Below are 13,628 nucleotides of genomic sequence, written 5' to 3'. Positions count from 1 at the left end.
GCCGTTCGGCGTGGCCGCCGCGCCCGGCTCGTCGGGCTCGCCGGCCTACAACCTCTACCAGGCCGGCTTCGATGCGTCGTGGGAACTCGACCTCTGGGGGCGCGTGCGGCGCGGCGTCGAAGCGGCCGATGCGCTGACCCGGGCCTCGTACGAAGCGCGCAACGCGGTCCTGCTGTCGGCCCGCGCGGAACTCGCACGCGACTACCTCGAACTGCGCGACGCGCAGGCCCAGTTGAGGATCGCCCGGCAGAACCTCGCCATCGCACGCGATCTGGAGAAACTCGTGCGCATTCGCCGTCAGGACGGCGTGACGACCGACCTCGACGTGGCCAATGCGGCTGCGCAGGTGGCCTCGATCGAGAGCCGGTTGCCGATGCTGGAATCGCGCCGCGCGACACGCGCCAATGCAATCGGCGTGCTGCTCGCGCAACCGCCCGGCGCGCTGGATCCGATCCTCGACGCACCGCATGCGGTGCCCGGGCTCCCGGCAAGCGTGCCGATCGGCTTTCCGTCCGACCTTGCCCAACGCCGGCCCGACATTCGTCAGGCCGAGGCGCAGCTGCATGCGGCGACCGCTGCCATCGGCGTGGCGCGGGCCGACTTCTATCCGCGCATCACGCTGAACGGCAGTGCAGGTTTCCAGAGCCTCCAGCTCTCGAGTCTCGCCAGTTGGGCGTCGGGCCAGTTCGTGGTCGGGCCGTCGATCTCGCTGCCGATCTTCGAGGGCGGGCGCCTGACCGGCATGCTGAACCTGCGCCGGGCACAGCAGCAGGAAGCCGCGATCGCCTATCAGCACACCGTGCTCGAGGCCTGGCGCGAGGTGGACGATGCGCTGGTGATCTATCACGCCGAACAGCAGCGCCACGAACGACTCGTCGCGATCGTGGCGCTGAACCAGCGTGCACTCGCGATTGCGCAGCAACAGTACCGGTCCGGCGCGGCCGACTATCTCGACGTACTCAACGCCCAGCGGCAATTGTTCGACGCGCAAGGCCTGCAGGAGACCAGCGAGGCCGAGGCGGCGATGCATCTCGTCACGCTGTGCAAGGCGCTCGGCGGCGGCTGGGAGACGCGCTTCGCGCCCGGCGCGAACACAGGGCACACGGATGCGACGATGGTGCCGGACCACGGCACGATCGCGCAGACGGGGAGCCGAAAAAGGGATGCCGAATGATCAACGCGCGGCCTCGCCTCTTCCGCCCGCTGCGCGACATCGGCACAATGCCGCTCATGCTCCAGGACAACGCCTTCGTTTACCCTTCCGCCGGCCCCATCGGCCGCCTCGCCAACCGGCTCGTCGCGAGCCGCCCGCTGCTGCGCACACGTCGCGCGCTGCTGTCGCGGCTGCCGTTCCTGCAGCTCGCGAGCGAGGTCGAGAACGTCGTGTACTGCACGTGGCTCGTCGATGTTGCCGCGGTCGCGCATCTGGTACCGCGCGGCGTCACGCTCGCAAGCCGCGATGGCCGCACGCCGTTCACGATCCTCACCTACGCGCACCGTCATTTCGGCCCGCGTATCGCGGGCCCGCTGCGACGCGTGTTCCCGTCGCCGCTGCAGAGCAACTGGCGGCTTTATGTCGATGCGCTGCCGGGCGGCGTGCCGGCCGATCGCACGGTGCTGTTCGTGAAGAACGTATTCGATCACCCGCTCTATGCGCTCGGCAGCCGGCTCTTCAGCGATGCGCTGCCGTCGCATCTTGCCGAGCGATTTACGCATGCCGTGCAGGACGGACGTTATCGAACGCTGTTGTCGGGCGGTAGCGGGAGCGCGCCCGATTTTCACTGTGCCGCAGCGGTGTCGGACGACTACTCGCTACCCGAGGCGTTCGCGCCGTTCTTCGGAAGCTGGCGCGACGCCGTCGCTTACCTGTCGCTGCAGCACGCGGCCGTCGCGCATGTCGCGGACTGCGGCCGCCTCGCGCATGCGTCGATCGACCTGCCGATCGATATCGACGCGGTTCGGCCGCTGAAACCGGTCGAGCCGGTCGGTGGCGGCGAGTTCCTCGCGCGCATCGGCGCGACCGGCGAACCGATGTGCTTCGTCGTGCCGGATGTCGCGTTCAGGGTGTTGTCGGAGCGGGTGCTGTAGCGCCCTGCTCAACCCGTGCGCAACTCGCGTGCGTTTTCATCCGCGTCGCTTTCGTCCGCCATCCGCCCGATGTAATCCCGCACGAACTGCACGGCAATCCGCCCCGACCGCGCGCCGCGTTCCAGCGCCCACTGCAGCGCCGGTTCGCGCGCCGCGCGAATCCGCTCCGCATCGAACCCGGCTTCACCCAGCCGGCTTTCGACAACAGCCAGATACGCATCCTGCGTGAACCCGTAGAACGTCACCCAGATCCCGAAGCGCTCGGACAACGAGATCTTCTCCTCCACCGCGTCGCCCGGGTGCAGCTCGCCGTTCTCCGCACGCGACACGTTCGCGTTGTCGCTCGCCTGCTCGGGCATCAGGTGGCGGCGATTGGACGTCGCGTACACGAGCACGTTCGACAGGTCGCTCGCGACCGAGCCGTCGAGCACCGTCTTCAGTTCCTTGTAGCCGGTCTCGCCCGCCTCGAACGACAGGTCGTCGCAGAACACGATGTACCGCTCGGGCCGCGCCCGCACCAGCTCGACGATCGCCGGCAGATCGCTCAACTGCTCCTTGCCGACCTCGATCAGCCGCAGCCCGTGCGGCGCGAACGCGTGCAGGCACGCCTTCACGATCGACGACTTCCCGGTTCCCCGCGCACCGGTCAGCAGCACGTGATTCGCCGCGAACCCGCGCACGAACTGCCGCGTGTTCCGTTCGACGATCGCCACCTGGCGCTCGACGTTGCGCAGCGCATCGAACGCGATGAGCGCGGGCGTCGCGACCGGTTCGAGCGGCGCCGACCGTGGCCCGCCGTCGAAGCCGCGCCAGCGGAATGCGACAGCCGCATCGAAATCGACCGGCGCCGGTTGGCCGGTGCCCGCCAGCGCTTCGAGCGCGGTCGCGATGCGTTCGAGCTGGTGCGCGAGCGCCGGGCCATCGACGGCTGCACGCGCATCCGGCAGCGCGGCCATCAGGTTCTGCATGTCGCGATCGCCGCTCATTGCCGCACTCCTTGCGATGCGCTCGCCTGAAACGGAAACCGCTGCGCGATCGCGACGCCGACGAGCGCCACGCCGCCGCCGATCAGGTGATACAGCTTCAGCGATTCACCGAGCAGCACGATCGCGCCGCCGGCCGTCATCACCGGCAGCAGGTTCATGAACATCGCGCAGCGGCTCGGGCCGAGCAGCCGCACGCCCTGCATCCACAGATACGGCAGCACCACCGACGCCAGCACACCGGCATACAGGATCAGCGGCACGCTCGCGCGCGTCGGCCACGCCGCCTGCGCGGGCAGGCGCAGCAGCATCGGCACCATGAACACGAGCGCGGCGAGCGCCTGCACGTAGGTCGACTGCCATGCCGGCAGCGCACCGATGCGCCAGCGCTTGAGCAGCACGCCGTACAGCGCATACGCAGCCGACGCGGCCAGCATCAGCAGGTCGCCCGTATGCACGCCGCGCGCGGCGATCGTCGTCGGATGCCCCTCGGCGATCAGGTACACGACGCCCGCGAGCGACAGCACCCCGCCGCCGACCATGCCTACGCTGGGCGGATCGCCGAGCAGCAGCGAGCTGAGCGCCATCGTCATCAGCGGCACGAGCGCCGTGATGATCGCCATGTTGGTCGCGCTGGTCGTTTTCGCTGCCTCGTAGGACAGGCTCTGGAACAGCGCCATCGCGAGAAAGCCGAGCACCGCGAGCTTCGGCAGGTGCGCGACGAGCGCCGCGCGATTGCGCCACGCGGGGCGCAGCGTGAACACGCTCATCAGTGCAACGGCGAGCAGCAGCCGGTAGAAGGTGATCGCCGACGGGTCGATCGTCGATGCCGACAGCTTCGACACGACCACGTTGCCGGCCCACAGCGCGATCGCGCAGAAGGGAAACAGAAATGGGGACTTGTTCATCGCATTTGACGGATTAATATCCTGACAGGGGTCTGGCGTAGTTGGGAACGCCATCGTGCCCGCCCGACCAACTGCCTGTCTCACGCCAAAATGTCACGACTTGTCGCCAATCGGACACTCGAGTCCACTCCGCCCGGCGCTCACCTGCCCTTCGAATCGACGCCGATGCCCGTCTCGGCGATGGCGGCGACGTACGCGCACGGCACGTCGATCGCGCCGCACCGGCATCGCCGCGCGCAGCTGCTCTATGCGATCGAGGGCGTGATGCACGTGCAGTCGGAAGGCGCGTCGTGGGTCGTGCCGCCGACGCGCGGCGTGTGGCTCGAGGCCGGTCTCGACCACACGGTGCAGATGAGCGGCGACGTGCAGATGCGCACGGTGTTCGTCGAGCCCGGCGCGGTCGAGCACCTGCCCGCGCGAAGCTGCGTCGTGGAAGTGCATCCGCTGCTGCGCGAGCTGATCCTCGCCGCGGTCGACGTGCCGCTCGACTATGCGCCGGGCTCGCGCCACGACCATCTGATGCACCTGCTGCTCGCCGAAGTGACGGTGGCGCCGCTGCTGCCGCTGTACCTGCCGTGGCCGCACGACCCGCGCCTGCGCACGATCTGCGACGCGCTCGTCGCCGCGCCCGACGACCTGCGCACGATCGCCGAGTGGGCCGACCTGCTCGGCCTGTCGGTCCGCACGCTCCATCGCGCGTTCCGGCGCGAGACGGGGCTCAGCTTCCGCCGCTGGCGCGAACAGGCGCGGCTGCTGCTCGCGCTCAAGCGACTCGCGCATGGCGAGAAGGTGCTGACCGTCGCGATGGATCATGGCTACAGCAGCCAGAGCGCATTCTCCGCGATGTTCAAGCGGCATTTCGGCGTGTCGCCGTCGGCGTTTTACGCGTAGGGTTCGCGCGTGGCACGGCCGCCGTGGGCGATAGAATCGCGCCCATGAACACGAACATCCCGCACCGTTTGTCTGCATCGACACACGACTCCCCTGCCGTGAATACGCTCGCGTGGGAACACGCGCCGATCGTCGATACCTGTCCCGTTCAGGCCGACTACGGCCATCTGCTCGTGTTGACGGCGGACGGTTCGCTGCATGGCGTCGATCTTGATACGGGGCGCCACGCGACGCCGTGTTCGGTCTCGTTACCGCCACTCCCGCCACCGACGGGTCACACCGCGTTCGACACCGCCGCCTATCGCCTGCACGCGTCGCCTGACGGCCGGTACGCGGCGATCGTGACCGACTACGGGCAGCGCGGCCTCGTCGTCGACGTCGCCACCGGTGCCCCGACGATGCAGCTCGACGGCGGCGACTACTATCCGCACACCGTCCCGTTCAGCGCGTGCTTCCTCCGCCATCGCGACCGCACGATCTTCGTGCATCGCACCGCCTGGAACCGGCTCGATGCGTCCGACCCGGCGACCGGCACAGCGCTGACCGCGCGCGACATCGCGCCGTACACCAACGACGACCGGCCCGATCTCTATCTCGACTACTTCCACGGCCGGCTGGTGCCGAACCCCGACGGCAGCCGGCTGTTCGATGACGGATGGGTCTGGCAACCCGTTTCGATCCCGCGTGCATGGTCGGTCGACACATGGCTCGACGCGAATCCCTTCGAAAGCGAAGACGGCGAATCGGTGGTCAGCCTGACCCAGCGCGACGACTGGGACACGCCGGCCTGCTGGATCGACGACCGGCATATCGCGTACTGGGGGCTCGCCGACTGGGACGAGGATGAATTCGCCGAAACCGGGCAAGGCGCCGGCGTGCGCATCCTGGATGTGACCGAAGCCGTGCAATCGAACGACCGGCGCATCCCGATGGCGACCGAACCCGATCGAATCGGCGGCCTGTTCAGCGACGGCGCGTCGCTGTATGTCGCGACGCCCGGCGGCACGACGATCTGGAGCATTGCTTCGGGCGGGCCGCTCGGGACGCTTCCCGGCTTCGTCGCGCGACGGCACGATCCGGTACGCCGCTCGCTGATCGCATTCGATATCACCACGATCGCCGAATACCGGTTGCCCGGGTAGGCCTCGCGCCCCGCATGACGCGCGCCGCTACCGCGCCGCAATCCCCGCGATGAAAAACACGCATGCGGCTGCCGACGCCACCGTGCGCACGTGATTCCACATCGTCCAGTCGTGCACGTAGCGCGTCCACAGCGCCGCGCCCTGCGCGGTCGACGGATCGGCCGCGGCAAGCGCATCGTTGAGCGGCACGTTGACGGCCATCGTCACCGCGAACATCCCGAACACGTACAGCGCGCCACCCGCGACCACCACCATCGCGCCCGGCTGCTCGCGATTGAACAGCGCGAGCACGACCAGCGCAAGCGCCATCAGCGTCGTGACGAGGAACAGCGGCATGAACGGCGAACGCACGATGTCGACGTTGATCGCGTTCATGGCGGCCACGCCGGCCTGCGGCGCGATCCGTCCGAGCGACGTCATCACGAACGTCGAGAACGCGAAATACACGCCAGCCATCAGCCCGCAGCCGATGGCCAAGCCCCACAGCAATGCGGCGGTCACGAACGCGATCATGATCGTGCGCTCCACACGCCGGTGGCGGCCGTCGCGCGCGCATAGTCGGCGAAATCGCGTGCCGGCCGCCCGAGTGTCGCTTCGATGCCGTGCGTCACCGCGCTGTTGCGCCCGTCGAGCACCACGCTGAACAGATCGTCGAGCAACGCGACGACCGGCTCCGGCACGCCGACCTCGCGCAATCCGGCAACGAACGCATCGGCCGGAATCTCGCGATAGACGACCGGCCGGCCGGCGGCCCGTGCGATCTCGCCGACCGCCTCGGCAAACGTCAGCGCGCGCGGGCCCGTGACCTCGATCACGCGGTTCGCGAAGCGCGCATCGGTGAGCGCGGCCACGGCGACGTCCGCGATGTCGTCCGCATCGACGAACGGCTCGCGCACCGCGCCGGCCGGCAGCGCGACTTCCCCGGCCAGCACGCCGTCGATCAGGTAGCCCTCGGAGAAGTTCTGGTTGAACCAGCTTGCGCGCACCACGCCCCAGCCAACACCCGACGCCTGCAACGCCGCCTCGGCAGCCTGGGCGCGGGGCTCGCCGCGTCCGGACAGCAGCACCACGCGCTCGACGCCGCTTTCCCGCGCAAGCCGTGCAAAGGCGGCGATCGCATCCACCGCGCCTTCGACGGCCAGGTCGGGCTGGTAGGTCACGTACGCGGCCGATACGCCGTCGAGCGCGGCGGGCCACGTCTCGGGCGCCGTCCAGTCGAAGCGGACGGCCGACGTGCGCGACACCGGCCGGGTTTCGATGCCGCGCGCGCGCAGCCGTGCATCGACGCGGGCGCCCGTCTTGCCCGAACCGCCGACGATGAGGGTGGGAAGTGCCGACATGACCGTCTCCTTTGGCTAAAATGCGAGAATATCTCGCGTTTCAAAAACACGATAGACTCTCGCATTAGCAACGTCAAGTTTTTCTGGAGGCGGCATGGGCCGACAAAAATCGGGGCAGAACGACGGGCCCGGAGCCGCGGCCGCGGACACGGCAGACGCGCCGTCACGTGCACGCCTGGTGCCGACGCAGCGGCGCAGCCGCGAGCGGTTCGAGCGCATCCTCGCGTGCGCGTCGGAGGTGATGATCGAGAAAGGCTGCGACGCGTTCCGGATGAGCGACATCGTCGAACGCACGGGCATCTCGTTCGGTTCGCTGTACCAATACTTCCCGGACAAGGCGGCCGTGATCGGCACGCTTGCGGAGCGCTACAACGAAGCCGGGCACGTCTGCGTGCGGCGCGACCTCGCGACGATGAAGACGCTCGACGATCTCCACGCCACGCTCGCCCGCATCACGGACAGCTACTACCGGATGTTCGTCGACGAGCCGCTGATGCGCGACATCTGGCGAGCCACGCAGGCCGACCGCGCGCTGCAGGCACTCGACCGCGCGGACGGGGAGTTTCTGGCAGGGTTGTTCGCGGATGCGCTGGGCGAAGTGGCGCCCGATACGCCGCATGCGCAACGGAGCGCGTTCGCCGAGCTGATGATGATCCAGATCGCGGCGGCCGTGCGCCATGCGATCACGCTGCCGCCGAAGGCGGCGCAGCAGATCCTCGCGATGTTCAAGCGTGCGCTGCCGCGGGATCTGTCGGTGCTGGGCGCGTAGTCGTGTCAAACGAAGCACGCGGCCGGCACCGACTTCGCACCGCGTCTGCCGGATACGCAATCCGCCAACGGCAAACACGCCTGACGTGTGTCACGGCATGACTGGCGGATGGTAGCTGAGCGTGCTCGCAAGCGCCCAGAGCATGAAAATCACCAGCGGAAGATGCACCGCCAGCTGCGTGAACGTGAATCCCACGATGTCGCGGGCACGCAGCCCGAGCACGCCGAGAAGCGGCAGCAGATCGAAGACATGCTCGTAGATGATCGCCTCGATATCGCACTGCTCCTGGTGTCGAATACGGCAGAGATTCGGGACTTGAAATACGAGACGATGCTTCGCTCGCCTCGCCGGCTGTGGACCCATCCGGATCATCCGCTGCAGGAAGCGCATCGGGTCACGCTGGAGGACGTCGCGCGCGAAAACTACCTGCTCCTGGACATGGACGAGCACCTGCGAACCGTCGGCAAGTATTGGGGAAGCTACGGCATCACGCCGAACGTCTGGATGCAGAGCAAATCGATCGAGGCCGTCAGAAGCCTCGTGGCGCTTGGACAAGGCGTCACGATCCTGTCGGATCTGGTTTATCGCCCCTGGTCGCTGGAAGGAAACCGGATCAGCCGCCGCAATCTGAGTGTGACCGTCCCGACGATGGACGTCGGCGCGGTATGGCGACGGGGCGGTGCAACGTCGACGCCATGTCGCGCGCTGCTGGAACTGTTTCGGTCGTGGAAGAAGAGCGCGCGATAGACGCGCGCCATGCCGACGGCGCGTGACCGACATCGGGCCAGCGCCACCATTCGTGCAGCCCGGCGCGGAGCGCCCAGGCCGAGCGGGTATGACGATCGGTGGCCGGCGTCCGATCGCGCGGCGCCGGCCCGTGCCGGTCAGCGCTTCGCCGGCACCGGCGGCTCGCCCGCCGTGGTCGCGTTGCGCGCCCAGTCGGCGAACTCGGTGTCGTAGCGATTGCCGATGAACGCGACATGGTTTGCGTAGCCGTCGTAATCGCCCGCCCGGAAGCGCGACACGATCGTGTCGACGTCCGCGCGATGGCGCTCGAACATGAAACGCGTCGCCATGTAGCCCCACCGGTACGCGCGCGCAACGTAGTCACTCGACGCGTAACGCGTGCCGAGCACGTCCGAGAACCGGTATGCGCCGGTGCGCACCGCGTCGATCGACTCCTGGTTGTCGTTCTTTCTCGACAGATATTCGGCGACGCCTTCGATCCGGCACACGCGCCGATTCCGATCTGGCCGCGCAGGATACGCGCACGGCCGGATCGCCGCCATTCGGACGCAGCGCGACGAACACGCCCACGCCGGTCGCGCCGCGCGGCCGTCATGTCGGAGACGGGGCCCAACGGCCCCGGCCCCGACCATCCTTAACGCACCACGTTGATCCGGCCGCGCGAGTCCGCGAAACAACCGATGCCGGGCCCGCAAGCGCGTGCGTTGATCGCGAACTCGCCGAGCTTGACGGCGCGAACCGAAAAGACCGGCTGGAACAACACGACCCCGCCGTTCGTATAGCCCGTGAAGTTGACGACACCGAACGGCTCGGAGTTGAGCGACATGGGCACGTTCCCGATCTGCGCCGTCGATACCCACAGGTGGACCGGCAAATCGGTGAATTGGAGGACATGGGCCAGGATCCCCGGCACGATGATCGTGATGCCCTGGTCGTTGGCGATCGCCTTCGCGGTCGCGGTCCCGCCGGCCTTCGCGGCGCGGGTGACCTCGGCCGGCATCGGGGCGGTGCTGCGGCACAGCGCGAAATCGAGGACCCGCTCGTCGATCGTCACGTCCGACTCGTCGGTCACATCGACCGCGCCGCGTTGCGCGCATTGCTGCTGCCGATGCCGCGTCGCCTCGGCCGACTGCTCGCCGCGCACAAAGCTCACGCGGCCCGGCGCGACCTGCTTCAGCACCTGTTCGACGACGACCGTCCTGCGCGCATCGGTGGGATCCGTGGTGCGGATCGAACGATAGATCTTGGTCACGCCGGCGGCATTGCCGACCGCCTGGTAATTGACGATCTCGTCCTGAGCCGTGGCGGGCGCGACGCCGTCCGCCTGCTGTGCATGAGCGGAAAGCGCGGCAACGGCCGTCGCCACTGCAATAACCCAAGCTTTGCGTTGCATGTATCCATCCTGAAGTGAGAGAGGAAACCACGTGCCCCTCGTTGCCGACGGGCGCTAACCGCGACGCCGTGGTCCGGACGAACGGACGACCGCGCCCCGCCGATTCGCGTCGGCTTTTCACGTCCTTGAAAGCGAATAGGCGAACGACATCTGCACGGTGTGCTTCGTTCGTGCCCGGTGCCGCGCAAGATCGTCACCGATCAATTACGAAGCTATCCGGCCGCGAAGGCCGAGATCCCCGAGCTGGCCGGCGTCAAATACGTGTTCGTCAATGCTGCTGCACGCGTGAATAACCGGGCCGAGAATAGTCATCAACCTACCCGTGAGCGCGAGCGGCGCATGCGCGGGTTCCGTGACCCGAAACGAACGCAAGCTTTTCTGTCGAGCTTCGGTCCGATCCGGCAGCACTTTGGGCTCAAGCGACATCTGCTGCACGCCTCTCTTTATCGCAAACAACTCGAAGCCCGTTTCGTTACGTGGCACGAATTCACCGAACTCACCCAAAATCCGTCGGCGGCTTTCTGAGTGACGCACCCCTTCGCCACCTCCTCGTCTCACTACCGGTAAGTTGACAGCGCCCGGCGAATGCCGGGTCAGCGCCGCGCGATCCTGCTCGCTGAGCGGCAGGTTGTGCAGCGCCTGCACGGGCGACTCGGGCAGGTTCTGCGGCACGCGAGGCATGCGCGCCTGCCTGGGTTGCGTCGGCTGCGCCGGCTCGGTATTGGCCGATGCGGTGCCGGTCAGTCCTGCGAATAACGACCACGCGACGATGGCCGACCAACGGCGTTTTTTTTGAAGCCCCTCGTTTATTGCCACTTTATTATCTCTCGATTGTTTTTAGGCAACCTAAATATAGAATTACATATTGAAACGTCAATTTAATCGATGTGAAATATATCCACGTTAATTGGTTTAATTATTTAACGATTAAAATCGATTTTCGAAATAATTCAACCCGCGGACTGCATTCGGCGAGCCACTTCCCCAAATGAAAAACGCGGGTGGCGAACCGCACCGGATGAACGACACCATCCGGCACGACTCACCACCCGCGTTGAAGACTTTCCAGCCTTCTGCTTACTTGCTGTAGTCGTACACCCCGCGCCCCGTCTTCCGCCCGAGGCGCCCGGCCGTCACCATCTCGCGCAGCAGCGGGCATGCACGATACTTCGGATCGCCGAAGTCCTTCACGAACACGTCCATCACCGCGAGGCACACGTCGAGGCCCACGAGGTCGGCCAGCGCGAGCGGCCCGATCGGGTGGTTCGCGCCGAGCTTCATCCCCGCGTCGATCTCCTCCGCCGATGCGATGCCTTCTGCCAGCACGAAGAACGCCTCGTTGATCATCGGCACGAGAATCCGGTTCACGACGAAGCCCGGCGAATTGCGCACGCCGATCGGCGACTTGTCGAAACGCTCGGTCAGCTCGCGCACCGCCGACGCGGTCGCGTCGCTCGTCTGCAGCCCGCGGATGATCTCGACGAGCGGCATCAGCGGCACCGGGTTGAAGAAGTGCATGCCGACGAAGCGCGCCGGATCGGCGAGCGGCGCCGCGAGCGCGGTGATCGAGATCGACGACGTGTTGGTCGCGATGATCGCTTCGGCGCGCGCGACGGCCTCGATCTGCTTCAGGATGCGCCCCTTCAGCTCGACGTTCTCGGTCGCGGCTTCGATCACGATATCGGCCGCTGCGAGCTTCGCGTAGTCGGTCGACGTCGTGATGCGCGCCAGCGCCGCATCGCGCGTGGCGGCGTCGAGCTTGTCCTTCGACACGAGGCGGTCGAGGCTGCCCTTCAGCGTCGCGATGCCCTTCTCGAGCGCAGCGTCACTGACGTCGATCATCACGACGTTGAGTCCTGCAACGGCGGCGGTCTGCGCAATGCCGTTGCCCATGGTTCCGGCGCCCACGACGCCGACAATTTCGATGGCCATGAAATTTCCTGTGTGTTCGGGTGCTGAGCGTTCGATTATCAGATGTTCTCGAAGATCGCAGCAATCCCCTGGCCGCCGCCGATACACATCGTCACGAGCGCGTAACGCCCGCCGATGCGCTTCAGTTCGTACAGCGCCTTGACCGTGATCAGCGCGCCGGTCGCACCGATCGGGTGACCGAGCGAAATGCCCGAGCCGTTCGGGTTGACCTTCGCCGGATCGAGGCCGAGCTCCTGCGTGACCGCGCACGCCTGGGCCGCGAACGCCTCGTTCGCCTCGATCACGTCGAGATCGCTGATCTTCAGGCCCGCGCGTTCGAGCGCTTTCTGCGTGGCCGGCACCGGGCCGATGCCCATGTACGCCGGATCGACACCCGCGTGCGCGTACGCGACGAGGCGTGCGAGCGGCTTCACGCCCTGCGCGCGCGCGGCGTCCGCGCTCATCATCAGCACGGCCGCGGCCGCATCGTTGATGCCCGACGCGTTGCCGGCCGTCACGGTGCCGTCTTCCTTCTTGAACACCGGGCGCAGCTTCGTGAAATCGTCCGCGCTTGCGTCGTGACGCACGTGCTCGTCGCTGTCGAACGCAACCTCGCCCTTCTTCGTGCGGATCGAGATCGGCAGGATCTGGTCCTTGAAGCGCCCTTCCGCGATCGCGCGCGCCGCGCGACGATGCGATTCGAGCGCCAGCGCATCCTGCGCGTCGCGCGAGATGCCGTACTTCGCCGCGACGTTTTCTGCCGTCACGCCCATGTGAATCGTCTGGAACGGGTCGTGCAGCGCGCCGAGCATCATGTCGACGAGCTTGCCGTCACCCATGCGCTGGCCGAAGCGCGCGGCCGGCACGGTGTACGGTGCGCGGCTCATGCTTTCCGAGCCGCCGCCGATCGCGATGTCGGCGTCGCCGAGCATGATCGTCTGCGCGGCCGACACGATCGCCTGCAGGCCCGAACCGCACAGGCGGTTCACGGTCAGCGCGGGCGTGTGCTGCGCCACGCCGCCATTGATCGCCGCGACGCGCGCGAGGTACATGTCCTTCGGCTCGGTGTTCACGACGTGGCCGAACACGACATGCCCGACTGCGTCGCCCGGCACATTCGCGCGCGACAGCACTTCGGCGACCACCTTCGCACCGAGGTCGGTCGGCGAGAAATCCTTCAGGCTGCCGCCGAAATCACCGATCGCGGTACGGACACCGCTCACTACCACGACTTCTTTCGCTGCATTGCTCATCGTCTCACTCCGGTTCGTTCGCGCCCGCGGGCGCGGGGATGCGTTGCGTTACATGTTCGGGTAATTCGGCCCGCCACCGCCTTCCGGCGTGACCCACACGATGTTCTGCGTCGGGTCCTTGATGTCGCAGGTCTTGCAGTGCACGCAGTTCTGCGCGTTGATCACCAGGCGATCGCTGCCGTCGTCGTTCTTCACGAATTCAT

The 13,628-nt window shown here is 67.1% G+C and carries 13 protein-coding genes and 5 pseudogenes; 7 read left to right on the top strand and 11 right to left on the bottom strand.

Annotation, left to right across the window (positions count from 1 at the left end):
• Together G3O00_RS31960 and G3O00_RS31955 are read left to right on the top strand one after the other, a co-directional pair.
• On the top strand, nt 1-1,174 hold a 1,174-nt coding region (locus G3O00_RS31960), incomplete at its 5' end, for an efflux transporter outer membrane subunit (RefSeq protein WP_206145370.1).
• A gap of 47 nt (nt 1,175-1,221) precedes the next feature.
• Nucleotides 1,222-2,088, top strand: a complete 867-nt coding sequence (locus tag G3O00_RS31955) for a DUF2071 domain-containing protein (protein WP_206145369.1) — start codon at nt 1,222-1,224, stop codon at nt 2,086-2,088.
• 8 nt (nt 2,089-2,096) lie between these two features.
• Here the strand turns inward: G3O00_RS31955 and G3O00_RS31950 are convergent, their stop codons facing one another.
• Both G3O00_RS31950 and G3O00_RS31945 read right to left on the bottom strand, forming a co-directional pair.
• Entirely contained in the window at nt 2,097-3,044 is a 948-nt protein-coding gene (locus G3O00_RS31950; RefSeq protein WP_206145371.1) for an ATP-binding protein, read from the bottom strand.
• Between the two features lie 26 nt (nt 3,045-3,070).
• Nucleotides 3,071-3,979, bottom strand: a complete 909-nt coding sequence (locus G3O00_RS31945) for a DMT family transporter (protein ID WP_206145368.1) — start codon at nt 3,977-3,979, stop codon at nt 3,071-3,073.
• A 90-nt stretch (nt 3,980-4,069) separates the two neighbouring features.
• Here G3O00_RS31945 and G3O00_RS31940 point away from each other — a divergent pair, with 90 nt between their 5' ends.
• Both G3O00_RS31940 and G3O00_RS31935 read left to right on the top strand, forming a co-directional pair.
• Nucleotides 4,070-4,870: a helix-turn-helix transcriptional regulator gene (locus G3O00_RS31940; RefSeq protein WP_011349574.1), complete on the top strand. Its 801-nt coding sequence runs from the start codon at nt 4,070-4,072 to the stop codon at nt 4,868-4,870.
• 44 nt (nt 4,871-4,914) lie between these two features.
• On the top strand, nt 4,915-6,012 hold the full coding sequence (locus G3O00_RS31935) for a hypothetical protein (RefSeq protein WP_206145367.1): 1,098 nt from the start codon (nt 4,915-4,917) through the stop codon (nt 6,010-6,012).
• A gap of 27 nt (nt 6,013-6,039) precedes the next feature.
• Here the strand turns inward: G3O00_RS31935 and G3O00_RS31930 are convergent, their stop codons facing one another.
• Both G3O00_RS31930 and G3O00_RS31925 read right to left on the bottom strand, forming a co-directional pair.
• Nucleotides 6,040-6,525 (bottom strand): anthrone oxygenase family protein, encoded by a 486-nt coding sequence (locus tag G3O00_RS31930; RefSeq protein WP_206145366.1) that lies wholly within the window; start codon nt 6,523-6,525, stop codon nt 6,040-6,042.
• On the bottom strand, nt 6,522-7,352 hold the full coding sequence (locus G3O00_RS31925) for an NmrA family transcriptional regulator (RefSeq protein WP_206145365.1): 831 nt from the start codon (nt 7,350-7,352) through the stop codon (nt 6,522-6,524). Before G3O00_RS31925 ends, G3O00_RS31930 begins: the two co-directional genes overlap by 4 nt.
• 94 nt (nt 7,353-7,446) lie before the next feature.
• Between G3O00_RS31925 and G3O00_RS31920 the strand changes: the two genes are divergently transcribed.
• Entirely contained in the window at nt 7,447-8,121 is a 675-nt protein-coding gene (locus tag G3O00_RS31920) for a TetR family transcriptional regulator (protein WP_174930036.1), read from the top strand.
• 90 nt (nt 8,122-8,211) lie between these two features.
• Here the strand turns inward: G3O00_RS31920 and G3O00_RS43570 are convergent.
• Nucleotides 8,212-8,367 (bottom strand): annotated as a pseudogene (locus tag G3O00_RS43570) (short-chain fatty acid transporter); the annotation flags it as partial.
• Between G3O00_RS43570 and G3O00_RS31915 the strand changes: the two are divergent.
• Nucleotides 8,350-8,868, top strand: a pseudogene (locus tag G3O00_RS31915) (LysR substrate-binding domain-containing protein); the annotation flags it as partial. The pseudogenes G3O00_RS43570 and G3O00_RS31915 overlap by 18 nt on opposite strands.
• A gap of 137 nt (nt 8,869-9,005) precedes the next feature.
• Here G3O00_RS31915 and G3O00_RS31910 read toward each other — a convergent pair.
• Nucleotides 9,006-9,347 (bottom strand): annotated as a pseudogene (locus G3O00_RS31910) (collagenase); the annotation flags it as partial.
• Between the two features lie 155 nt (nt 9,348-9,502).
• Nucleotides 9,503-10,261 carry a hypothetical protein gene (locus G3O00_RS31905; RefSeq protein ID WP_206145364.1) on the bottom strand — a complete coding sequence of 253 codons (759 nt, stop codon included), beginning with the start codon at nt 10,259-10,261 and terminating at the stop codon, nt 9,503-9,505.
• 159 nt (nt 10,262-10,420) lie between these two features.
• On the opposite strand from G3O00_RS31905, the pseudogene G3O00_RS31900 reads away from it, so the two are divergent.
• Nucleotides 10,421-10,786, top strand: a pseudogene (locus G3O00_RS31900) (DDE-type integrase/transposase/recombinase); the annotation flags it as partial.
• Nucleotides 10,787-10,840: 54 nt separating this feature from the next.
• Here the strand turns inward: G3O00_RS31900 and G3O00_RS31895 are convergent.
• The 4 genes and pseudogenes from G3O00_RS31895 to G3O00_RS31880 form a co-directional block, all read right to left on the bottom strand.
• Nucleotides 10,841-11,071 (bottom strand): annotated as a pseudogene (locus tag G3O00_RS31895) (collagenase); the annotation flags it as partial.
• A 267-nt stretch (nt 11,072-11,338) separates the two neighbouring features.
• A complete protein-coding gene (locus tag G3O00_RS31890; RefSeq protein WP_011349565.1) occupies nt 11,339-12,193 on the bottom strand; it encodes a 3-hydroxybutyryl-CoA dehydrogenase in 855 nt (284 codons plus the stop codon).
• 38 nt (nt 12,194-12,231) lie between these two features.
• Nucleotides 12,232-13,425, bottom strand: coding sequence for a beta-ketothiolase BktB (bktB, locus tag G3O00_RS31885; RefSeq protein WP_174930034.1), 1,194 nt, complete (start codon nt 13,423-13,425; stop codon nt 12,232-12,234).
• A gap of 48 nt (nt 13,426-13,473) precedes the next feature.
• Nucleotides 13,474-13,628 (bottom strand): 4Fe-4S dicluster domain-containing protein (locus tag G3O00_RS31880; RefSeq protein ID WP_146122926.1); only part of this gene is annotated, 155 nt, incomplete at its 5' end.

The organism is Burkholderia sp. Ac-20384 (assembly GCF_017104605.1).
Taxonomy (GTDB): domain Bacteria; phylum Pseudomonadota; class Gammaproteobacteria; order Burkholderiales; family Burkholderiaceae; genus Burkholderia; species Burkholderia lata.
The sequence above is the reverse complement of the archived record's forward strand: the minus strand, read 5'-3'. Positions and strand labels throughout refer to the sequence as shown.